This is a genomic window from Bathymodiolus japonicus methanotrophic gill symbiont, assembly GCF_019721995.1.
Taxonomy (GTDB): domain Bacteria; phylum Pseudomonadota; class Gammaproteobacteria; order Methylococcales; family Methylomonadaceae; genus Methyloprofundus.
This window is the reverse complement of record NZ_BLYC01000010.1, coordinates 88,120-109,775: the sequence shown is the minus strand read 5'-3', so window position 1 is coordinate 109,775 and position 21,656 is coordinate 88,120. Positions and strand designations below refer to the sequence as shown.

At 43.6% G+C, this 21,656-nt stretch carries 28 protein-coding genes and 2 pseudogenes; 18 read left to right on the top strand and 12 right to left on the bottom strand.

The features are described 5' to 3' along the window. Positions 1 to 4 precede the first annotated feature (4 nt). The 10 genes and pseudogenes from K6984_RS14975 to K6984_RS14930 all read left to right on the top strand — a co-directional run bounded on the left by K6984_RS14975 (position 5) and on the right by K6984_RS14930 (position 9,649). Positions 5 to 1,264 (top strand): formylmethanofuran dehydrogenase subunit B, encoded by a 1,260-nt coding sequence (locus K6984_RS14975; protein WP_221896270.1) that lies wholly within the window; start codon positions 5 to 7, stop codon positions 1,262 to 1,264. A 12-nt stretch (positions 1,265 to 1,276) separates the two neighbouring features. After that, positions 1,277 to 2,941 (top strand): formylmethanofuran dehydrogenase subunit A, encoded by a 1,665-nt coding sequence (locus tag K6984_RS14970; protein WP_221896255.1) that lies wholly within the window; start codon positions 1,277 to 1,279, stop codon positions 2,939 to 2,941. Further along, positions 2,938 to 3,387, top strand: coding sequence for a coiled-coil domain-containing protein (locus tag K6984_RS14965; protein ID WP_221896254.1), 450 nt, complete (start codon positions 2,938 to 2,940; stop codon positions 3,385 to 3,387). The genes K6984_RS14970 and K6984_RS14965 overlap by 4 nt, the downstream gene beginning before the upstream one ends. Further along, entirely contained in the window at positions 3,384 to 4,280 is an 897-nt protein-coding gene (gene fhcD, locus K6984_RS14960; RefSeq protein WP_221896253.1) for a formylmethanofuran--tetrahydromethanopterin N-formyltransferase, read from the top strand. Before K6984_RS14965 ends, fhcD begins: the two co-directional genes overlap by 4 nt. Further along, positions 4,277 to 5,137 (top strand): formylmethanofuran dehydrogenase subunit C, encoded by an 861-nt coding sequence (locus tag K6984_RS14955; RefSeq protein ID WP_221896252.1) that lies wholly within the window; start codon positions 4,277 to 4,279, stop codon positions 5,135 to 5,137. The genes fhcD and K6984_RS14955 overlap by 4 nt, the downstream gene beginning before the upstream one ends. Before the next feature lie 130 nt (positions 5,138 to 5,267). After that, positions 5,268 to 5,873 (top strand): GTP cyclohydrolase II, encoded by a 606-nt coding sequence (gene ribA / locus K6984_RS14950; RefSeq protein ID WP_221896251.1) that lies wholly within the window; start codon positions 5,268 to 5,270, stop codon positions 5,871 to 5,873. 141 nt (positions 5,874 to 6,014) lie between these two features. Next, the gene (gene miaB, locus K6984_RS14945; protein WP_221896250.1) at positions 6,015 to 7,376 is read left to right on the top strand and encodes a tRNA (N6-isopentenyl adenosine(37)-C2)-methylthiotransferase MiaB; all 1,362 of its coding nucleotides are present in this window, start codon (positions 6,015 to 6,017) and stop codon (positions 7,374 to 7,376) included. Next, a pseudogene (locus tag K6984_RS14940) lies at positions 7,373 to 8,347 on the top strand (PhoH family protein). Before miaB ends, K6984_RS14940 begins: the two are co-directional and overlap by 4 nt. Then, on the top strand, positions 8,347 to 8,820 hold the full coding sequence (ybeY, locus tag K6984_RS14935; RefSeq protein ID WP_221896269.1) for an rRNA maturation RNase YbeY: 474 nt from the start codon (positions 8,347 to 8,349) through the stop codon (positions 8,818 to 8,820). The pseudogene K6984_RS14940 and the gene ybeY overlap by 1 nt, the downstream one beginning before the upstream one ends. Further along, on the top strand, positions 8,813 to 9,649 hold the full coding sequence (locus K6984_RS14930) for an HlyC/CorC family transporter (protein ID WP_221896249.1): 837 nt from the start codon (positions 8,813 to 8,815) through the stop codon (positions 9,647 to 9,649). The genes ybeY and K6984_RS14930 overlap by 8 nt, the downstream gene beginning before the upstream one ends. 362 nt (positions 9,650 to 10,011) lie before the next feature. On the opposite strand, the gene K6984_RS14925 is transcribed toward K6984_RS14930, so the two are convergent. The 3 genes from K6984_RS14925 to K6984_RS14915 form a co-directional block, all read right to left on the bottom strand. Next, positions 10,012 to 10,443, bottom strand: coding sequence for a hypothetical protein (locus K6984_RS14925; RefSeq protein WP_221896248.1), 432 nt, complete (start codon positions 10,441 to 10,443; stop codon positions 10,012 to 10,014). Continuing rightward, entirely contained in the window at positions 10,398 to 11,390 is a 993-nt protein-coding gene (locus K6984_RS14920) for a transposase (RefSeq protein ID WP_221896247.1), read from the bottom strand. Before K6984_RS14920 ends, K6984_RS14925 begins: the two co-directional genes overlap by 46 nt. 94 nt (positions 11,391 to 11,484) lie before the next feature. Next, on the bottom strand, positions 11,485 to 11,811 hold the full coding sequence (locus K6984_RS14915) for a hypothetical protein (protein WP_221896246.1): 327 nt from the start codon (positions 11,809 to 11,811) through the stop codon (positions 11,485 to 11,487). Here K6984_RS14915 and K6984_RS33725 point away from each other — a divergent pair. Both K6984_RS33725 and K6984_RS14910 read left to right on the top strand, forming a co-directional pair. Beyond that, complete coding sequence (locus K6984_RS33725; RefSeq protein WP_263458596.1) at positions 11,775 to 11,903, top strand: hypothetical protein; 129 nt, start codon at positions 11,775 to 11,777, stop codon at positions 11,901 to 11,903. The genes K6984_RS14915 and K6984_RS33725 overlap by 37 nt on opposite strands. Positions 11,904 to 11,930: 27 nt before the next feature. After that, the gene (locus K6984_RS14910) at positions 11,931 to 12,176 is read left to right on the top strand and encodes a hypothetical protein (RefSeq protein WP_221896245.1); all 246 of its coding nucleotides are present in this window, start codon (positions 11,931 to 11,933) and stop codon (positions 12,174 to 12,176) included. A 77-nt stretch (positions 12,177 to 12,253) separates the two neighbouring features. Here the strand turns inward: K6984_RS14910 and K6984_RS14905 are convergent, their stop codons facing one another. Next, positions 12,254 to 12,559 (bottom strand): hypothetical protein, encoded by a 306-nt coding sequence (locus K6984_RS14905; protein ID WP_221896244.1) that lies wholly within the window; start codon positions 12,557 to 12,559, stop codon positions 12,254 to 12,256. A 207-nt stretch (positions 12,560 to 12,766) separates the two neighbouring features. Between K6984_RS14905 and K6984_RS14900 the strand changes: the two genes are divergently transcribed. Together K6984_RS14900 and K6984_RS14895 are read left to right on the top strand one after the other, a co-directional pair. Next, on the top strand, positions 12,767 to 13,903 hold the full coding sequence (locus K6984_RS14900) for a PEP/pyruvate-binding domain-containing protein (protein ID WP_221896243.1): 1,137 nt from the start codon (positions 12,767 to 12,769) through the stop codon (positions 13,901 to 13,903). A gap of 167 nt (positions 13,904 to 14,070) precedes the next feature. After that, on the top strand, positions 14,071 to 14,457 hold the full coding sequence (locus K6984_RS14895) for a hypothetical protein (protein WP_221896242.1): 387 nt from the start codon (positions 14,071 to 14,073) through the stop codon (positions 14,455 to 14,457). Between the two features lie 145 nt (positions 14,458 to 14,602). Here K6984_RS14895 and K6984_RS14890 read toward each other — a convergent pair whose 3' ends face one another. Next, positions 14,603 to 14,887 carry a hypothetical protein gene (locus K6984_RS14890; protein ID WP_221896241.1) on the bottom strand — a complete coding sequence of 95 codons (285 nt, stop codon included), beginning with the start codon at positions 14,885 to 14,887 and terminating at the stop codon, positions 14,603 to 14,605. A gap of 355 nt (positions 14,888 to 15,242) precedes the next feature. On the opposite strand from K6984_RS14890, the gene K6984_RS33720 reads away from it, so the two are divergent. Further along, entirely contained in the window at positions 15,243 to 15,368 is a 126-nt protein-coding gene (locus K6984_RS33720) for a hypothetical protein (RefSeq protein ID WP_263458765.1), read from the top strand. Here the strand turns inward: K6984_RS33720 and K6984_RS14885 are convergent. From K6984_RS14885 to K6984_RS14880, 5 genes are all read right to left on the bottom strand, one after another. Beyond that, positions 15,310 to 16,284: a transposase gene (locus tag K6984_RS14885; protein WP_221896240.1), complete on the bottom strand. Its 975-nt coding sequence runs from the start codon at positions 16,282 to 16,284 to the stop codon at positions 15,310 to 15,312. The two genes, K6984_RS33720 and K6984_RS14885, sit on opposite strands and share 59 nt — an antisense overlap. Beyond that, entirely contained in the window at positions 16,281 to 16,415 is a 135-nt protein-coding gene (locus tag K6984_RS33715; RefSeq protein ID WP_263458764.1) for a hypothetical protein, read from the bottom strand. The genes K6984_RS14885 and K6984_RS33715 overlap by 4 nt, the downstream gene beginning before the upstream one ends. A 27-nt stretch (positions 16,416 to 16,442) precedes the next feature. Continuing rightward, on the bottom strand, positions 16,443 to 16,571 hold the full coding sequence (locus K6984_RS33710; RefSeq protein WP_263458596.1) for a hypothetical protein: 129 nt from the start codon (positions 16,569 to 16,571) through the stop codon (positions 16,443 to 16,445). Between the two features lie 266 nt (positions 16,572 to 16,837). After that, positions 16,838 to 16,966, bottom strand: a complete 129-nt coding sequence (locus K6984_RS33705; RefSeq protein WP_263458596.1) for a hypothetical protein — start codon at positions 16,964 to 16,966, stop codon at positions 16,838 to 16,840. Between the two features lie 796 nt (positions 16,967 to 17,762). Then, positions 17,763 to 18,473, bottom strand: coding sequence for a hypothetical protein (locus tag K6984_RS14880; RefSeq protein WP_221896239.1), 711 nt, complete (start codon positions 18,471 to 18,473; stop codon positions 17,763 to 17,765). Between the two features lie 227 nt (positions 18,474 to 18,700). Between K6984_RS14880 and K6984_RS36275 the strand changes: the two are divergent. Together K6984_RS36275 and K6984_RS33700 are read left to right on the top strand one after the other, a co-directional pair. Next, positions 18,701 to 20,037, top strand: a pseudogene (locus K6984_RS36275) (IS701 family transposase). A 478-nt stretch (positions 20,038 to 20,515) separates the two neighbouring features. Next, entirely contained in the window at positions 20,516 to 20,650 is a 135-nt protein-coding gene (locus K6984_RS33700) for a hypothetical protein (RefSeq protein ID WP_263458763.1), read from the top strand. Positions 20,651 to 20,752: 102 nt separating this feature from the next. On the opposite strand, the gene K6984_RS33695 is transcribed toward K6984_RS33700, so the two are convergent. Then, entirely contained in the window at positions 20,753 to 20,881 is a 129-nt protein-coding gene (locus K6984_RS33695; RefSeq protein ID WP_263458596.1) for a hypothetical protein, read from the bottom strand. Between K6984_RS33695 and K6984_RS14870 the strand changes: the two genes are divergently transcribed. Next, on the top strand, positions 20,859 to 21,536 hold the full coding sequence (locus K6984_RS14870; protein ID WP_221896238.1) for a hypothetical protein: 678 nt from the start codon (positions 20,859 to 20,861) through the stop codon (positions 21,534 to 21,536). The genes K6984_RS33695 and K6984_RS14870 overlap by 23 nt on opposite strands. On the opposite strand, the gene K6984_RS14865 is transcribed toward K6984_RS14870, so the two are convergent. Continuing rightward, positions 21,473 to 21,652 (bottom strand): hypothetical protein, encoded by a 180-nt coding sequence (locus tag K6984_RS14865; protein ID WP_221896237.1) that lies wholly within the window; start codon positions 21,650 to 21,652, stop codon positions 21,473 to 21,475. The genes K6984_RS14870 and K6984_RS14865 overlap by 64 nt on opposite strands. Positions 21,653 to 21,656 lie beyond the last annotated feature (4 nt).

Sequence of the window (21,656 nt, the reverse complement as noted above, 5' to 3'; positions counted from 1 at the left end):
GCGAGTGACTGAAATAACTGAAGTACCCAGTCCTTTTTGTGGTATTGGTACCGATGATCTGACCATTCAAGTTGATGGCTTGTCGCTAAAAGTTAGCGAAAATGGCTGTGCAGTGAATACGCCAGCGTTTGAACAAGCGATTACCGATACCAGTGCGCGCGTTGATGGTAAAGAGGTGGATCTGGAGGTCGCTGTTGCTAGAGCGGCAGAGCTATTGCGTGCGAGTAATCAACCAGTTATTGGCGGTTGCGCGACCGATGTAAATGGTATGCGCGGAGTAATGGCTTTAGCAGATCATTGTGGCGCTGTGGTTGATAATATGAATTTTACTGCTGCACGGCGAAATTTTCTAGCCCTGCAGGATACCGGCTGGATGAATACCACATTAGCGGAAATTAAAAACCGCTGTGATTTGTTATTGATTGTTGGTGTGGATCTGGAAGGCTTTGCACCGCGCTTTTTCGAGCGCTATCTTTGGAATAAAGAGTCTATGTTTCTGGAAGATACTAGTCGGCGTGAGATTGTTTATATAGGTAAAGCACCTTCAGCAGAGGCATCTACATCGCCTGCTGGGGTTAAGGCAAAAGTATTACCCTGTGACGATCAGGACCTGCCAGAAGTGATGGCAGTTTTGCGTGCTTTAGTAAAAGGTAAAAAGACTGTTGCAGAAAATATCTGTGGCATTGCATTGAGTGATTTACAGGCTGTTGCAGAGCAATTAAAAGCCGCAAAATACAGCGTAGTAACCTGGGCAGCAGGGGCTTTGAACTTTGATCAGGCTGAGCTGACAGTGCAAATGCTGTCCGAAATGGTGAAAGATATTAATACTATGGATACCCGTAGTTCTGGCTTTCCTCTAGGTGGAAAAGAAGGTGATCAAACGGCTAATCAGGTCTGTGGCTGGACTTCGGCATTCCCGGCAAGAGCACGTTTTTCCAGTGGTTTCCCTGAATATGATCCTTTTTTATATGATTCCAGCGCCATGCTGGCCAATGGCGAAGCGGATATACTGGTCTGGGTACAGGCTTTTAATGCTGCCTTCGTACCACAAAAGACAGACAAACCGACGATTGTCGTCGCGCGTTCAGGTATGGTCTTTGCTAAAGAACCCGATGTTTTTATTCCTGTCGGGACGCCGGGCATTGATCATGCGGGGCATGCTTATAGACTGGATAATGTCGTGGCCATACGCCTTAAAAAATGCCGTGATTCAGGTTTGCCGAGTACGGCAGAGGTATTGAATGCGATTGAACAAGCTTTGTAGGAATAGATAACCATGTTGATAAAATTAACAGGTGGGACGGTTTATGATCCTGCTAGCGGGATAGACGGTCAGGTACAAACGCTTTATGTTCAAGATGGCCGCTTTGTCAAACCGCCTGCCGAAGGCGTGAAGATTGACAAAGAATATGATTTAAAAGACAAAGTTGTCATGTCTGGTGCGATAGATATGCATACACATATAGGCGGTGGAAAAGGCAATATCGCACGTATGCTGATTCCCGAAGATCATCGTAAAGACCCGGTACATCGTTCTGATATTACCCGTTCTGGTTGTGGTCATGCTATGCCTAGTACGTTTACCACAGGCTATCGTTATGCCGAAATGGGCTATACGGCGGGCTTTGAGCCAGCCCTTTTGCCGATTAATGCCCGCCAGGCGCATATGGAAATGGCGGATATTCCTATCCTGGATAAAGGCGGCTATGTGATGCTCGGCAGTGATGATTATTTACTGCGTATGCTGACCGCTAAAAAAGATCAAAAAGCGATTAATGATTATGTCGCATGGACTATGAATGCAGCGAAAGCAATTGGTGTAAAAGTCGTTAATCCAGGTGGTATTAATGCCTTTAAATTTAACCAGCGCCAATTAGATTTAGACGAAAAAAATAGTCACTATCAAGTCACGCCACGTGAAATACTGCAGGTATTAGCGACTGCAGTTAAGGAAATTGGCGTTAAGCATCCCTTGCATGTACATGGCTGTAATCTGGGCGTACCAGGCAATGTAGAAACGACGCTGAATACCATGCAAGGTATCGGTGGTTTGCCCATGCATTTAACGCATATACAGTTCCACAGTTATGGCACTGAAGGGGATTTTAAATTTTCCTCGGGTGGTGCGGCGATTGCTGAAGCGATTAATAAACACAAAAATATTACGGCTGACGTAGGGCAGATTTTATTTGGCCAGACAATTACTGCGTCGGGTGATAATATGCGTCAGCATGCGAATCATGGCTTTGCAAACCCAAATAAATGGGTGTGCATGGATATAGAATGTGATGCTGGTTGTGGTGTGGTGCCGTTTAAATACCGTGATCAGAACTTTGTTAATGCCTTGCAATGGGCGATTGGTCTGGAAATATTCCTGTTAGTTGATGATCCATGGCGTATCTTTCTAACCACGGATCATCCAAATGGTGCACCGTTTACTACTTATCCGCATTTAATTCGCTTATTGATGGATAAGAGTTTCCGTAATGATATGCTGGCAACGATTCACCCTGAAGCACAGAAAATGACTACTCTGGCATCGATTGATCGTGAATACAGCTTACAGGAAATTGCAATTTTAACACGGGCAGGGGCGGCTAAACTGGTTGGCCTAGAAGATCGGGGTAGCCTGGCTGAAGGTGCCTGGGCAGATATTACGGTTTACACTGAAGATGCTGATCGCGAAAAAATGTTTGAGAAACCGGACTATGTTTTTAAAGACGGTGAGCTGGTCGTAGTTGATGGTAAGGTGGTGCACACTAAATGGGGCACTACGCATATTGTTCGGCCTGATTGGGATATCTCTGTTGAGAAAGATCTGCAAAAGTATTTTGATCGTTTTATGACCATGAAAGTGGGTAATTTTAAAATCAGTGATGATGAGATTACCGAAGATGGTCGTGGTAGTTTGACAGTACATGGTTTGAATCACGTGACATGAGTGCTTTAGCTTTTGATACGTATTCTTTTGTTCAGCGCTTGCATAATGTAGGTTTTTCTGAAGATCAGGCAGTGGTAGTAATTGAGTCGCAGCAGGAGGCAGTTAAAGCAACATTAGAGCAAGTGCATAATACTGAGCTTGCGAAAAAGCGCGACCTTGATGCGCTTGAGTTAGCTTTTAGGTCTGATGCGCAAAAATTAGAAGCTTCTTTGAAAGCTAACTTACAAGAAACTGAGTTAGCTTTAAGGTCTGATACGCAAAAATTAGAAGTTACTTTAAAAGCAGACCTGCGTGAAGCTGAGTTAAAACTTGAACTAAAAATTGCTGAAACGAATACAAAAATTGCTGAAACAAAAGCTGAATTGATACGCTGGATTGTAGGAGCAGGTTTTTTACAAACGGCCTTAATTACTGCGTTATTACTTAAGATGAGTTCTGGATTATGATTATTAATGGTGTAAGCATTGATGAAACCTTCGCGGAAGCGTTTCCAATGAAAGCAACCCGCGCAATTATCACCGCGCAAAATGAAAAGTGGGCAATGATCTCCGCGCAGGCGATGACAGGGTTTGCAACTTCGGTAATTGCCTGCGGTTGTGAGGCGGGGATAGAACGTGTTTTAGATTCTTCGGAAACGCCCGATGGACGCCCTGGCGTGTCAGTATTGATTTTCGCCATGGGTGGTAAGGGTTTAGCCAAGCAATTGGAAACTAGAGCAGGGCAGTGTGTGTTAACCTCACCTACCTCCGCTTTATTTGCCGGAATTGATGAAGGACTGCAAATTCCTTTAGGTAAAAACCTGCGCTATTTTGGTGATGGATTTCAAATCGCGAAAAAAATTGACGGTAAGCGATACTGGCGTGTGCCGGTGATGGATGGTGAGTTTTTAACCGAAGCGACCACAGGGCGTGTGGATGCGGTCGGTGGTGGTAACTTTTTAGTGTTAGCAGAATCGCAGCCACAAGCTCTGGTGGCCTGTGAAGCGGCTATTGTGGAAATGAAGAAATTACCCAATGTGATTATGCCGTTTCCTGGAGGAGTCGTTCGTTCAGGCTCTAAAGTGGGCTCAAAATACCCTGCTTTGGGTGCTTCAACTAATGATGCATTTTGTCCGACCTTAAAAGGTATCACTAAAACTGATTTATCCCCTGAAATTGAGTCGGTGATGGAAATTGTGATTGATGGCTTAACTAAAGAAGATATTGATAAAGCGATGCGTGTCGGTATCCAGGCAGTCTGTGATTTAGGTGCCGAGAATGGTATAAAGCGTATTAGTGCAGGTAATTATGGCGGAAAATTAGGGCCATTCCATTTTCATTTACAGGAGATTATGGCATGAGTGCTTTAACTTTTACGCTCAAGCAAGAAACTGCACAACGTGTTGATATGTCGCCATTGGTGTGTCAGTTATTAAAAGATGTGAGCATTGATGACATTGCGGCCATAGAATTGCAAAATGGCAAACGTAAAATACCGGTAAGCGAGTTATTTGATATTTCTGGTGCAGATACGCAAAATATTGTGATCAAAAACAGCTTTGCCAAATTAGACTTTATCGCTAAAGATCTGCAAGATGGCAGTATCACCGTAGAGGGTGAAGCGGGTGCATATCTTGCGATGGGTATGAAATCAGGCACTGTAACAGTCAATGGGGATGTCGGTCTTTATGCCGCCTGTGAAATGAAAAATGGCTTGTTGACTATACAGGGCAATGCAGGAGATTTCCTGGGTGCCGCGCTACCGGGCAATAAGCAAGGTATGAAAGGTGGGACTGTGCTGGTTAAAGGCAATGTCGGTCAGCGTGTCGGTGATCATATGCGTCGGGGCACCATGTTAATTGAAGGGTGTGCCGGAGATTACTGTGGCTCGCGGATGATTGCAGGTACGATAGCGGTGATGGGGGCTACGGGGCGGTTTTTAGGTTATGCGATGCAAAGAGGAACGATCCTGTTATGGCGGCAGCCGAAGCTATCGGCAACTTTTAATGATTGTGGTACGCATACGCTGGCATTTTTACCCATTTTGTTTAAGTCATTCAGGAAATTTGATTCCAAGTTTGCTGCACAGGCAATAGCATTCAATCGTGTGCAGCGTTATGGCGGTGATATGGCTGAAAAGGGTCGTGCCGAGATTCTGGTTAAGTTACCATCTGCAGGGCAGAATGATTCAGCATTTTCGGCGGAAAGCTTTCATTAAACGTTTTAGTCGCGTTTTATGTGCTACTGAAAAATCCTGGCAAGTGCAGAGATCAACCAGTGTACGCCCAGCTTGCAGCGTAAATATCTGCTTTCCATAGTTATATTTTGACTTATTAGGGTTTAATTCATTGACAACTGCAATTAATAATTTAGTACAAACACGTATTCCAACAGAATATGGTGAATTCGTACTACATTACTTTACTAACACCATCGATGATAAGGAGCATGTTGCTTTTGTGTTTGGTGATGTGATGCATAAGTCGCGTGTGCCAGTACGAATTCATTCAGAGTGCTTTACCGGTGATGTGTTAGGCTCAAGACGTTGTGATTGTGGTGACCAGCTGGATAAGGCACTGCAATTGATCAGTGAGCATGGTTTTGGTGTGTTGATTTATCTGCGTCAGGAAGGGCGGGGGATAGGTTTACTGAAAAAACTGCAGGCCTATAATTTGCAGGATGAGGGCATGGATACGGTAGATGCTAATCTGCACCTGGGGCACAAACCTGATGAGCGCGAGTATACAATTGCTGCGTTAATGCTGGACAACTTGCAGATTAAAACAATTGAGCTGATTACGAATAACCCTAATAAGATAGAGCAACTACAAGCCCTTGGGGTAAAGGTCGATGGGCGGATAGCAATTGAAATCGAGTCGAACTGTGATAATCGTGCCTACCTGCAGACTAAAGCACATAAGATGGACCATTTACTGACCAAGACAAAAAAATGATCGTATGCGTGATAGCTTGGCGCAGGTTATATTTAGCGCTATTTATTTCGCCAAATTAAAAGGCAAGAGTATAATAATCAATTTTTACCATCACGCTTGTGTGGTGGTTATCAGCAACACAGGTAGAATCCTACGTAGTCTATGACGCAGAAATTATTTATTTTGACCACAGGTTGTCAAATGAACGAGTACGATTCGGATAAAATGGCCGATGTACTCAAAGCCTCGCATAATATGGAAGTCACTGAAACACCCGAAGAAGCGGATGTTTTATTGTTAAATACCTGTTCAATTCGAGAAAAAGCGCAAGAAAAAGTATTTTCTTTGCTAGGCCGCTGGCGCAAAATCAAGCAGAAACGTCCGGAGATTATTATTGGCGTGGGTGGCTGTGTAGCGAGCCAGGAAGGCGAGGCGATCCAAAAACGTGCGCCTTATGTGGATATTGTGTTTGGACCGCAAACTCTGCACCGTTTGCCTGAATTGCTTAATAAATCTCGTAGCGGTGTCAAGCGGGTTGTCGATATTTCCTTTCCGGAAATTGAAAAATTTGATGCACTGCCAGAGCCTCGAGCAGAAGGCCCCAAGGCATTTGTCTCAGTTATGGAAGGCTGCAGTAAATATTGTACCTTTTGCGTGGTACCTTATACGCGTGGTGAAGAAATTAGTCGTCCGGTGCAGAGCGTGCTGGATGAAATTACTACGCTGGCCGGGCAAGGCGTACGTGAAGTCAATTTACTGGGACAAAATGTCAATGCCTACCGGGGGGAAATGGACGATGGTGACATCGCTGATTTTGCCTTGCTGCTACATTTTGTCGCTGCCATTGAAGGTATCGATCGTATACGCTTTACAACCTCTCACCCCATAGAATTCACTGATGAACTGGTGGATGCTTTCGCTGAAATCCCCGAATTAGTCAATCATCTGCATTTACCGGTACAGAGTGGTAGTGATAATATTTTAAGCATGATGAAACGCGGCCATACCCGTGCGTATTACCTGGCTACCATGGATAAAATTAAAGCAGTTCGCCCGGGTATCAGCTTGTCTTCGGATTTTATTATTGGTTTTCCAGGTGAAACTGATGCCGATTTTGCCGATACTATGGACTTGATCGAGCAAGTCGGCTTTGATTTTTCCTATAGCTTTGTCTACAGCTCTCGTCCAGGCACGCCTGCGGCGGATTTCCCTGATGACACGACTGAGGTTACAAAAAAGCAGCGGCTTAAATTATTGCAAACACGCCTGGATGAAATGACCATGGCTATATCTGCATCTATGGTCGATACGGTACAGAAGATTCTGGTTGAAGGCGTATCCAAGAAAAATCAGTTGCAGGTCACAGGTCGGACTGAAAATAACCGGGTAGTGAACTTTATTGGACATCCGCGCCTGACAGGTCAGTTTGTCGATGTATTGATTACTGAGGCTCTGCCTAATTCCTTGCGTGGCAGGATGCTAGAATCATCGCTAGACAAGATTATTCAGCAGGCAAATGGGTGAGTAGAGAAACATTACAATTAACCCTGGATCCGGTTGATAATCAGCGCCTGGCTAATCTGTGTGGACAGTTTAATGCGCATTTACAGCAAATAGAGCGACGCTTGAATGTGGAAATTGCCAACCGAGGCAATCAATTTAAAATTACCGGTCTGGTGCAGGCCATTAAAGCAACGGAAGCCATTTTACAAATGTTGTTTAATGATGCCGCAAGTGAAGAGATTACTCCCGAGCAAATTCATTTATCAATGCAGAAGGCTAATATCGAGGATATCGTACAGCCCGCGCCTGTGGATGATAGCCAGGCTGAGGTTTTTATTAAAACCAAGCGTGGTGTTTTAAAAGGGCGTGGCAGTAATCAGCGGGCTTATCTGCAAAAAATACTGGCGCATGATATTAATTTTGGCGTGGGACCTGCAGGCACCGGAAAAACTTATCTGGCTGTCGCGTGTGCAGTTGAGGCTCTATAGTCTGAACAGGTGCGGCGCATTGTGTTAGTGAGACCTGCAGTAGAAGCGGGTGAAAAGCTGGGGTTTTTGCCCGGTGATATGGCGCAGAAAGTAGATCCCTATCTACGGCCGCTTTATGATGCCCTTTATGAAATGTTAGGCTTTGAACGGACAGAGAAGTTGATTGAGCGCAAGGTTATTGAAGTGGCGCCATTGGCATTTATGCGTGGGCGAACGTTAAATGATGCTTTTATTATTCTGGATGAAGCGCAAAATACCACCAATGAGCAGATAAAGATGTTTCTAACCCAGGTCGGCTTTGGTTCAACGGCAGTGATTACCGGGGACATTACGCAAATTGATTTACCCAATGAAAAAATGTCTGGCCTTAAGCATGTGTTAAAGGTGCTGAAAGGCGTGGAGGGAATTAGCTTTACATTTTTTAGCGCCAAAGATGTGGTGCGTCACCCCTTAGTGCAGCGTATAGTGGTCGCCTACGAAAATTACGAGCGCGAGCAGGGTTGATGGCAATTCGTGATGTAGAGGTGCAGCGAATGGTCGATAGTCAATCTTTGCCGAATGATGAAGAGCTGCAACTTTGGGTCGAAAAGGCATTAAGCGATTATTCAAAAGATGCTGAAGTTGTTATTCGCATTGTAGATACTGACGAAATTTCGGGTTTAAATCAGCAATATCGGCTTAAAACAGGCCCGACTAATATTCTAAGTTTCCCATTTGAAGTGCCTGAAGGTGTGTCGGGGTTAAACCTGTTAGGTGATTTAGTTGTTTGTGCCGAGGTATTGCAGCAGGAAGCAATAGCGCAAAGAAAAACCTTAAAAGATCACTGGGCGCACATCATTATTCATGGTATTTTACATCTCATTGGTTATGATCATATTAAAGCAAAAGACGCTCTTGAGATGGAAGCAAAAGAAATTCACTTATTACAGCAACTCAGAATTGATAACCCGTATCAGGAGACAGAAGTAAATGGCTGATGAGGTCACAGGCAATAATAAATCTTCGCCAAAAAGCTGGCTGGAACGTATCGGTCAAATTATGGGGGGAGAACCTCAGGACAGAGAAGACTTGCTAGACATTTTAAGAGAGGCAGAGGAAAAACATCTTTTAGATAAATATGCACTGAAAATGCTGGAAGGTGTACTACAAGTTTCCGAGCAGCGAGCGCGAGATGTAATGGTGCCGCGCAAGAAGATGATCGTTTTAAAGAAAGATGCATCACTGGAAGAAATTTATCCGATTGTTATTGAATATGGTCACTCACGCTTTCCAGTGATTAGTGAAGATAAAAGTGAAGTTGTTGGCATTTTATTAGCCAAGGATTTACTGGCGCATGCCATAGACAGAAAAGATATAAAAGTTGCCGAGTTGATGCGTACCGCGACGGTGGTGCCTGAGAGTAAGCGCTTAAATGTACTGCTCAAGGACTTTCGTGCCAAACGTAGTCATATGGCCATTGTAGTTGATGAGTATGGGGCGGTTGCAGGTGTAGTCACCATTGAAGATGTGTTAGAGCAGATTGTCGGCGAGATTGAAGATGAGCATGACTATGCTGATGAAGAGTACATTACTAAACGTAATGATAAGGAGTATATAGTTCAGGCTCTGACGCCACTAGAAGATTTCAATGAATATTTTGCCGCTGACTTTGATACTGAAGAGTTTGATACTATTGGTGGCTTTATCGTTGGCCGTTTGGAGCATATGCCTAAAAAAGGTGAAAAAGTAGAGCAGGACAGATTTCGATTTGAAGTATTAAGAGCTGATGGACGGCGCGTACATTTGCTAAAAGTAAAAATAAGGTGATTGTCGGAAAATAATATGCCAGATTACGCAGGATTTTGTTTGTTTTCAAGGCACGACAACAGGCACATAGTTGTTCTATGTGATTTTTGTCGCAACGCAGAAGACGGGCAAAAAGACCAGTAAGGTGGTAAATTCTTTGACAGAAATCACTTAAGGAGCGAGAATTCAATAATACCCGAGTCTGACTGGTCTTTTGACTCCACAGGCGCACTAGAAAAATAGTTTCGTAGCCCCAGCTATGCGCCTATTTCCCTAGTACACCTGTGTAGCCAAAATCCTGCGTCATACTTTCGGGAATTATTAAACCCTCGCTCCTAAAGGGTACAATGAATTAGGGCAGTTACTATTAACTATTAGGATCATCAGTGTTCCCCTATCAATTGAGGCCGTGAAACTAACCTCGCCACAAGAGAGCTCATAAAGCACTGTAAAGACATTCCTGTTATTATTGCGTTTTGAACTGCTCGAATGGTATACGAGCTGATACGAGATATTCTTGCCTGGAAAAATAATGGATTCACAAAACGATCTCGTTTTTGAGCCTGTTGCTGCCTAATCTCCAGAGCCTTGCTATATTTTTTATCCGATGGATGAATCAATTCTGGCTGTTGTGTTTTTGAAAAATCTTCAAACACGCGCATTAAATTATAGCTCATTGCAGTCGCTGTCAGCCCCGGACGGGCTGATAGTCTCCAGAAGGCGCAGGGAAATTTGCCAATCCGAAGTGCGCGATAGCGCGCGAGGGAGGCTAAAATTTTATCCCGAATAGCCGTAGAGCCATTTGTGGTAGCCATGACTGAGCTGCTTTGTGCTCAGTCTGTGGCGGACGCAGGGCGGCTGGAGCATCTCCTATTCGCTGCGTAGGTGAACGAATTACGGCGACAGGAGTCCCGGAATTTCGTGAGGTAGCATGGCGCGCCTGCAGGCGCATTTGATTTTCAAGTGAGCGGGTATTGGAAGACCAAGCTTTAGTTTCCTTGAAATTACTTTTAGTGTTATTGAATGTCTTTTCAATCGTCCATCGCTTGAAATACAGCATGGCAATGGTTCTAGGGTTAATAGTCATTGGCAAGGTTGTCACAAACCGGTGAAGTTTTCCGGTTTCTGGATCACGGTAATCCACCACGTTAAATTTGATGCCCTTGTTTTCGTACACACTGTATGCTTCAACCCCTGTATTGATCTCAGGGCGGGAGTCAAAAGGGATAGACTCAACCAGAGTCGCAATTGAATTTTCTTTTAGCATTGAAATCATGTAATTAGCATGTCGTTTCTGCCGATCCCACCAGACAAAGTCGGTGACGGCTTTATCGTAGGCATAGAGATGTTTCTGAGAGCTGTTATTTCCCTTGTTTTGCTTTTCAATATGATCTCGTAACACAGGTATTTCTTGATGTCTCTGAGTTCCGTTTGTCACCAGACAAAGAAATCTGAGCAACCCACTTCTGAGATTCAACGCGTAAATCCCCCCGGCTGCATAAACTTTCCCCTTGCTGTTTTTTTTAGTATGGCATGCATGATTAATAAAATGTCCATCCGCTGCTTCTATGGTGTATTCGTCAAGTCCCTGGAATTCTTTAAGATAATCAATGCCTTGCGATAGCGGTGTTTCAGCGTGAAGATGATAGCTCTGCTGTTCAAATGCCTCAAGCATACTTGTTCGTCTATGCGACTTCAGTGATTTAAAATACGTTGAGTGGGGAAGCTGAAGTTTCCCAATTATTGAGTAGCTGAAATACACAATGCTGGTGTATCGAGGTTTATTTTAGGTGATTTTGCCATGTTTATACTCGATGTTCAAGTTTTTCCATCCCATTGCCATCAAACTCTTACCTTCACCCAGCAGAACAATACTTTAATGATGGTGTTGGCTCTAAGCGCCCTAAATATCTGCCAATCATATGTTTTCCTGATGACATCAGTTGAAACACATCCTTTATTAATTCACCTAACTCTTTCAGCTTATCACCAGGATCTGGAAACTCTAGCAATGACGTGATGAACTCAAGCAGTACATCCATTTGAGACTTGCGCTGTAAGCTTCCTACGGTATACGCAGGTAGTTTGCTTTCAATGCGGGCTATTTGCTCTGGGTGAAGGAGAAGGCATCGGGGAGTCGCTATTTTTGCGAAAGCTTGTTTTGGGCATCCCAGCCCAAGCAAGCAGCAAAAACTTAACGCGACCACTTATGCCTCCGGCGGCCCCGATTCGTCCTCGTCACCTCGTCCCGACCCAACAAGGGGTCGGAACATAGGCTCCAAATGACTTGACGCCGTGTCGGATGGCCTTTTATTTTGTCTCCACCTTCGCTAACGCTCAGACTCCGACAAAACAACGGCCCTACGGCTATCGCGGACTAAAAATCTTCACTTCGCTAAAGCTCCGTTTCCAGGATTTTCAGCGATGGTCAAACAAAAGACTCAGAATCAGGCCACGGCTTGATCACTCTTCATCCGCTGTCAGCCACGGACGGGCTGATAGTCTCCAGAAGGCGCAGGGAAATTTGCCAATCCGAAGTGCGCGATAGCGCGCGAGGGAGGCTAAAATTTTATCCCGAATAGCCGTAGAGCCATTTGTGGTAGCCATGACTGAGCTGCTTTGTGCTCAGTCTGTGGCGGACGCAGGGCGGCTGGAGCATCTCCTATTCGCTGCGTAGGTGAACGAATTACGGCGACAGGAGTCCCGGAATTTCGTGAGGTAGCATGGCGCGCCTGAAATCTGTTCATTGGTTTGGAGGAAATGGCGACCTACACTGATACAGCGTAATAACCCAAGGCGAATAAAGTCGATATCCTTCAACTCTGGGCATGAACGAGCCCACAAAGGATGACGCTCTGCTAACAGGGCACGTTCCATACTTTCATTGCAGTGTTGGTGAATATGTTCAGAGAGTGGTAGGTCTTTAAGCATGGGTGATATCCGTTTATGAGGTGATTAAAACGGAAAATTTTTTCGGCAATTGCAAGCTTTATTTGAAATTATTTGTTGTTCTTTTACGGTGCCTACAGAGTGTCTATTTGCTGTTATAAGTGATTAAAATCAAAAATATGGAAATATTCGAGTGGTGCTACCTTCAGGTAGGTTATAGGCTGCTTTGTTTAGGTACTTCTTCTTTCAATGGGAACACTGATGCATGAATCAGAATTTGCAGGTTTCGCAGAGCAATTTAGCGCTAAAAATATTCGCAGTATTGATACTGATAGCTTGTTTGCGCAACTGGATTTAGCAATTTTAAATAAAGGAGAGGCCTTTGGTCTCCTAAAGCTTATTAATCCGGGCGACCCTGATCCTGGTGCAGAGATTATTGCTATTTATACCTTTATTCCAAATATGCTAGGCCATGTCGGTGGGATTATTACTGAGCAGCCACAAACGCCTTTATCGCATATAAATTTGAAAGCGCGGCAAAATGATACGCCTAATGCCTATATGAAAAATGTGCGAGCTATACCAGAAGTCGCTGATTTGATCGGTCAGTGGGTGCATTACTCTGTAAATGATGAAGGTGTGCATATTGAGTCTGCGACTGAGCAAGAGGCTGAGCAATGGCTGGCAGGCCATTTTCCTGTAGAAGCGACGATACCGGAAAGTGATTTAAGTCTGACTGCGCCTATGCCATTAACAGCACTAAGTCATGTAGACTGGATTCGTGTTGGTGTTAAAGCAGCTAATGTTGCCGAATTAGGCAACATTCTGGCAGAGGGCATAGCACCTAAAGGCTATGCTTTGCCGTTTGCGATGTACGATGCTTTTATGCGTAGCCCGCGTTGTGTCAATGAGCCGCGTGTGCTGTGTGATAATAATGCGAGTGTGTCGTTGTATACGTATATAGAGCGATTATTAGACAATGCTGAGTTTAATGCGAGTTTGGCGGTTCGTGAGCAAAAGCTGTCAGAGTTTCGAGGTCTTATTGAACATGCTGAGGTAGAGAAATCTCTAGTTGATGAAATTGAAACGGTAAGATTATTCTGGGAACCAGAGGGCGAGCCTTTTACGCAAAAGCTGCGAGTTCGTTCCAGTACCAATAATGAAGATCTGCAGGGGTTTAGCGGGGCAGGTTTATACGGCTCTTTTACCCATAAACCCAAAGAAGGGAAGTTGATTAAAAGTATTAAAGAAGTTTGGGCTGGTTTATGGACGTTAACCCATCTTCGTCACTTTCATCTTTCTAAGTCATTGATTCATCGGTTTAAGCGATTTTTTGTCGAAAAATTCTCTTTAAAATCAATGGTGTTTTTTTTGAAAGTTTTGTAGTGCCATTTATATTATTTTTGTCGATAAATTCATTGACTTTTGTCAAAAAAATCATCATTATTTGAGTGTAATTTACATGCGACAAAAATACTCTAAAAAATCCAACGTTTTATACAAAAACACAAAATCTGTAGTGCCAACTGGCTACTTTTTAAAATTTCAACCAATTGATTTATAACAACTACATCATCAATAGTGACGAAGATGGGTTAAGAGCCTTTGAAGAACGCAGATTGCATCGCGTTGAGCATTTGAAAACCTATATGGGAGTATTGATACACCCTAATTATGGCGATGAACAGGTGAATGGTGTTGCGATTAGCAAAAATATCTATAATCGGGGCTGGAAAGGGTTTTATGTAAATGCGCAGTATGGTGAATTATCGGTCACTAATCCAGAGCCGATAGAGATATCGGCTGGCTTGATTAGTCCGGTGTCCGATGAATTCCTTATTACCCGACTTGCAGCACCCTTTAGTGGATTTACCTGGGAAACGCAATTTATCAGGCACTCAAATATAAAAGCTGAAGTTTCCCAATTATTGAGTAGCTGAAATACACAATGCTGGTGTATCGAGGTTTATTTTAGGTGGTTTTGCCATGTTTATAGCAAACCCCTACTTAATTCCCCTTAGGCAATAGCATTTGAAACGAATGAAAAGACTATTTTTTTCATATAGTTGTAGCATAGTTTCAATTTTACCATAAATAATTATTGGGAAACTTCAGATATAAAAGAAGTTTATGATACGCCGGTGATGACGGAGGACGTACGCTGAAAATCATGGAAACGGAGCTTAGGGAAGTGGTGATTTTTAGTCCCTGATAGGCGACAGGGCAATTCGCTGATTCGACGTGTGCTAGCAGCACGCGAGAGGAGCAAGAATTGCATTCCGAATAGCCGTCCAGCCAGTGAGGTAGTAATGACGAAGCGGCTTTTGTGCGTAGTCGTTGCGGACGCAGGGCGTTCAGGGCATCTCCCATCCGCTGCGTAGGTGAACGAATTATGGCGACAGGAGTCCCGGAATTTCGTGAGGTAGCATGGCGCGCCTGATGAGCTCTCTTGTGGCGAGGTTAGTTTCACGGCCTCAATTGATAGGGGAACACTGATGATCGACATATAGTTTCTCAGATAAATAATTTCCAAATTTGGAGCGCTTAAACTTAGGCGGTAACAACGAAATCTTCCCGCAATCGCTGTCAGCCCCGGACGGGCTGATAGTCTCCAGAAGGCGCAGGGAAATTTGCCAATCCGAAGTGCGCGATAGCGCGCGAGGGAGGCTAAAATTTTATCCCGAATAGCCGTAGAGCCATTTGTGGTAGCCATGACTGAGCTGCTTTGTGCTCAGTCTGTGGCGGACGCAGGGCGGCTGGAGCATCTCCTATTCGCTGCGTAGGTGAACGAATTACGGCGACAGGAGTCCCGGAATTTCGTGAGGTAGCATGGCGCGCCTGTAAGTGTTAAAAGTTTGCACAACTGAATCATGAAGATCTTCAAAAGTTTTAAAATACTTCATATGAGTCGAATCGCGTTTCGTATTTTTCCATAATTTCTCAATCGGATTAAAATCCGGCGAGAACGCAGGGAGACGTTCTACTGTCAAACGATCTACATTAGCTAACTTAAATTCCTTAATAACACCGCTTCCATGATACGGGGCACCATCTTCAATTAGAATAATCTTGCCTTTATAATAAGCCAGCAATTGTGTTAAAAACTCAACATAGCTTTCACCATTAAAACGCCCAGATGTTTCAGCGTGTTGTAATATCATTGGCTTATAACTCTCGATTAAGACGTTGTCGGCAATAGAATATATCGCTTCCATAAAAAGCTTCTGTGTTGGATATTTCTCATTTTTTAAGCTTTTAAGAATAGCTAAAAATTCTTGAGGCAGCCCAGCTTCTTTTAAAAGTCTAAGTGACTTTGGTTTTATCTCATAAGCCAATGATTCTCGGTATTGAAAACTCCCTCCTTCGAGTTCGATCGTACCAAACATTTTCAACCCTTTTCGAATCCCTGATGTTTTCACTGTGGGTTGCTCTCCTATTGGAGCCCAGGTTCGTGCCAATGAACCCCACATAGCAAATGACACCTCATCACCGAATAAAACGACACTCTTTTCTTCTACCGCCTTTTCCATAATGGCAGGCAATGTTTCTTCCAGCCACGTTTTTCTTTCAAGCTCGTACTTTTCTTCTTCTTGGCGATCAGTCACAAAACGAGCTTTTTGATAACTGAAGCCCAGTTTTTTCATTAGGCTTGATAAATAGTTCAAGTTATAACGAACTTCAAGTTTTAACCAAATAAGCTCGGCAATCATCGCAGTATTCCATATTCCACAATGAAATCCATTGTCTTCTGGGCCTTTCTTTATCAACTCAACCAACGCTGAAAATCAGGGAAACGTAGCCTAAGCGAAGTGAAGATTTTTAGTCCGCGATAGCCGTAGGGCCGTTGTTTTGTCGGAGTCTGAGCGTTAGCGAAGGTGGAGACAAAATAAAAGGCCATCCGACACGGCGTCAAGTCATTTGGAGCCTATGTTCCGACCCCTTGTTGGGTCGGGACGAGGTGACGAGGACGAATCGGGGCCGCCGGAGGCATAAGTGGTCGCGTTAAGTTTTTGCTGCTTGCTTGGGCTGGGATGCCCAAAACAAGCTTTCGCAAAAATAGCGACTCCCCGATTTATTTTTCTGGTCTTTAGTTAACTTTGACTTCCGACCACGTCCTTGATAGTGTTGCCCTATTAACCAACCGACACCTTTATCCATGAATGTTTTCAGCCGCTGAAAATCAGGGAAACGGAGCCTAAGCGAAGTGATGATTTTTAGTCCGCGATAGCCGTAGGGCCGTTATTTTGTCGGAGTCTGAGCGTTAGCGAAGGTGGAGACAAAATAAAAGGCCATCCGACACGGCGTCAAGTCATTTGGAGCCTATGTTCCGACCCCTTGTTGGGTCGGGACGAGGTGACGAGGACGAATCGGGGCCGCCGGAGGCATAAGTGGTCGCGTTAAGTTTTTGCTGCTTGCTTGGGCTGGGATGCCCAAAACAAGCTTTCGCAAAAGTAGCGACTCCCCAACAATTTATAATGGTTTTTTCACAGACTCCCATTAGGCGTGCTATTTCTTTGATTCCCATGCATTCACTGAACCAGAGTAGAGCTTGAGTTAATCGATATAAACAAATATTACTTAGCTTGAGAGCTGTCGCCATATTTTTTTTAGTCGGTCTACAATTGACTTTGAAAAAGTGAGGGATACCATTTTTGACTGTTTCCGTTAGTGTTGGGACGAAAATTATAAGCCAGTTTCCCCTCTGTCGTTTTTGTTTGTTCGGAAATTAATTTTCTGAAAGTCTATAGAGTTTAAAATTACAGAAACTGATGATGGCAGTCGAGGTAAACTGGCAATAAAACAAGCCCGCCCCTGGGTTGATTAGTTTCGATAATTGTAACTACTCAGCGTGTTTTTTAACTTTAAAATCAAATGGATATATTTTAATTTAACCTGACTTTAGTCATTTTCACCTTTAAAAAGGGGTGAAAATTGGACTAAAATTCAGAGAGATACATTAATTATTATTTTAAATCAATCTGTTATGAGTTTAAATTACGCTGAGTAGTTACCGATAATTTTTGAATACTTGCAAAGAATGAAAGGACTGCCAGTAGAGGTTGCGACTGGCAGTCTATGCTAAGGATCGCGCAGGGAATAAGTTGAGCATCTGGCGCAGGATTTTTATTCATATTCAAGGCGTAGAAACAGGCGTAAAGCCAGTTACGTAAGTTTTCTATAACGTAGAAGAGAGATAAAAAGACAAGCCAATTGTTTAAGCAATTCCGTAAACGTTGTTAAATATTTAGGTTTGTGTATCATCCATAGAAGGTGGTTCTTTCCTGTTGGTTTTGGACAAAAAGAACAAGCCTGCAAGGGTTATCGGGGCGATAATTAACGGAATTAGAATTTTACTCGGTATTGCACTTTCGTCTTCTTCCAGGCCGACAGAAAAAGGCAAGTGCGAGTCGATAGTCTCACCCTGGTTAAGCACGGTGACATGGAGTAGGTAATTGCCCTCTCCATATTGTCTAAAATCAACCTTGGCATCTATCGTTCCTTTAGTGATTTGCTCGGGGCTATGGTAATACACGCGGCTTCCCTCGGGCTCTTTGGTTACCTCAAATTCAACGGTGGTATGGCGTAGTTTTTTACCTTCATAATCTATGACAAGATCTGTCAAGCCAACTTCTGGGATAATGTGGCAGTAGCTTTTACCACCCGATAAAGCGGGGGTGTAGGCTGAAAAATGAATCACTTCTTTACCGACTGATATTCGGCAGGTATCAACCTCGCCTTTTGCTCCTCTATGGGCATTAGCGGTTAATGGTAATATCAGGATCAGGCATAAAATAGACAAAAATGCATGTGACTTATTGCTGATTATGCGTGATATGCCAGAAAAAAGTCTCGGGTTATTTTTATCTCTGTAAGTAGTATTGCGTGCTGATCTGATTAGATGCCCGGCAGTATTGCCGTGTTGAGAAAGTGTAGAAGTTAATGCAGTTTTATTCATGTCATACCCTCTTAAAATACTGAAGTTTCCTAGTTTTTAAAGCATAAGAATATCAGCTAATGCTTATTTTTCTAAAATATTAGGTATTGCTAATATTAATGGCATTCCGTTGACTAAAAGCCTTGAATTCTTTTTAAAAACAACAGGTTAATCGTGAATGAGGCCTAGTTTTACTGTATAATGAAAGTTTATAACACATTGATTATACAAATAAAACGACCTCATTCATGTTCATTTTACGCGATATTTTACTCCCGCTTCAAGATCATTTTTCCGGAACCACTTTAGGCCGCGAACGAGCCTCTCTGTTCGTTTACACGATCCTGTCCATTATCGTTCCTTTTACGTCATCAATGACCTCTAATCTTTGGCGTTGCCTTGATACGTTGTTTGGGTTTGAGATCAAGAATAAGCGCTTTTACACTTTCATAGCTTCTTCAACTTTGCCGTGGGCTGGGCTGTGGAAAACTATCTGGGAGCTGATTCCGTCTCCTGAAACAGATGGGCGCATATTGGTTGCACTGGATGACTCCATTATCACTAAAGTAGGCAAAAATATCTTCGGCTGTGAAGCCATTTTTGACCACGCGGCCAAATCGAATCAAAGCAAATATCCATGGGCACAAAATATTGTATCGGTAAGGTTGCTGAAACAGGTCAAAGGTCGCTGGGCGTGCTTATTTTTAGATTTCCGATTTTATCTGCCCTTAAAAACAATTCAGGCAAAAAAAGAAATCGCCACGATAAGAGGTGATGTCGTTCCTTTCCAGACCAAGATGGCTCAGGCGGCTCAAATGCTGATTGCAATTGCAGAACATTTTTCCACCGCTCCGATATTGACAGTCACTGATAGCTGGTTTGGCAACAATGGCCTATGGAAGCCTGTTTACAAAGCTATCGGAAGCCGGTTTAATATTCTCTCTAGGTTAAGGTGCAATAATGTACTGTACGATCGTCCAGAAAAAAGAAAACCCAAGCAGAGGGGGCGGAATAAAAAGTACGGGCAGCGTTGGGGGCAGCCACAGACATGGCAAAAAAAGTACAACAAAAGGCCCGATCGTATACCGTGAATCTCTATGGAAAACAGCGTGAAGTCAGGGCTTATAGTCGCGTTGTCATGCTGAAAACATTGAAACGACCCGTTCAGGTTGTCTGGGTGTCTCGTCGCACACAGTGGATTGCTTTGTTTACGACCGATCTAAGTTTATCCGTCACACAGATTATTGAGTATTATGGTGCGCGATGGAAAATCGAATCCGGGTTCAAAGAGCTCAAGCAAGACATAGGGAGCCATAAAAGTCAGTGTCGAAATGCGCAGGCAGTGACCAACCATTTGGACTTCTGTATGATGGCAACAACGCTGACGTGGATTTACGCGGATCGTTTAAAAACCGATCTGGAACGTCGGCACAAAGTGAAGGGGCGAGCCAGTTTCGCCTTTTCAGATATCCGCCGCATCATTGCCGAAGCGGCTTTGGATCCGGATTTTGAAAGGGTTTGCCCCAAATACAGCAGCTCCCCTGTAAATTCGGTGGTAGCCGTTTTATTGCGAATGGTTGCTTGATGAATTTCTAAGAAACTTCAGTTAGAATACAGACATTAGCATTGCTAAAAAAAGAAATACCGTCTGCTCGTAATGAAATTGAATAGTAATTCAATATCTGAAGTTTCCCAATTATTGAGTAGCTGAAATACACAATGCTGGTGTATCGAGGTTTATTTTAGGTGGTTTTGCCATGTTTATAGCAAACCCCTACTTAATTCCCCTTAGGCAATAGCATTTGAAACGAATGAAAAGACTATTTTTTTCATCAGTGTTCCCATTGAAAGAAGAAGTACCTAAACAAAGCAGCCTATAACCTACCTGAAGGTAGCACCACTCGAATATTTCCATCTTTTTGATTTTAATCACTTATAACAACAAATAGACACTCTGTAGGCACCGTAAAAGAACAACAAATAATTTCAAATAAAGCTTGCATTTGCCGGAAAGATTTTTCTAAAAATTTCCGTTTTAATCACCTCATAAACGGACATCACCCATGCTTAAAGACCTACCACTCTCTGAACATATTCACCAACACTGCAATGAAAGTATGGAACGTGCCCTGTTAGCAGAGCGTCATCCTTCGCTGAAAATCAGGGAAACGGAGCCTAAGCGAAGTGATGATTTTTAGTCCGCGATAGCCGTAGGGCCGTTATTTTGTCGGAGTCTGAGCGTTAGCGAAGGTGGAGACAAAATAAAAGGCCATCCGACACGGCGTCAAGTCATTTGGAGCCTATGTTCCGACCCCTTGTTGGGTCGGGACGAGGTGACGAGGACGAATCGGGGCCGCCGGAGGCATAAGTGGTCGCGTTAAGTTTTTGCTGCTTGCTTGGGCTGGGATGCCCAAAACAAGCTTTCGCAAAAATAGCGACTCCCCAATGTGGGCTCGTTCATGCCCAGAGTTGAAGGATATCGACTTTATTCGCCTTGGGTTATTACGCTGTATCAGTGTAGTCGATAGTGGTAGCCATTTCCTCCAAACCAATGAACAGATTTATGGCCAGCTGCTTCCCCACTCAACGTATTTTAAATCACTGAAGTCGCATAGACGAACAAGTATGCTTGAGGCATTTGAACAGCAGAGCTATCATCTTCACTCTGAAACACTGCTATCGCAAGGCATTGATTATCTTAAAGCATTCCCGGAACTTGACGAATACACCATAGAAGCAGCGGATGGACATTTTATTGATCATGACTGCCATACTGAAAAAAACAGCAATGGGAAAGTTTATGCGGCCGGGGGGATTTACGCGTTGAATCTCAGAAGTGGGTTGCTCAGATTTCTTTGTCTGGTGACAAACGGAACTCAGAGACATCAAGAAATACCTGTGTTACGAGATCATATTGAAAAGCAAAACAAGGGAAATAACAGCTCTCAGAAACATCTCTATGTCTACGATAAAACCGTCACCGACTTTGTCTGGTGGGATCGGCAGAAACGACATGCTAATTACATGATTTCAATGCTAAAAGAAAATTCAATTGCGACTCTGGTTGAGTCTATCCCTCGCTGAAAATCCTGGAAACGGAGCTTTAGCGAAGTGAAGATTTTTAGTCCGCGATAGCCGTAGGGCCGTTGTTTTGTCGGAGTCTGAGCGTTAGCGAAGGTGGAGACAAAATAAAAGGCCATCCGA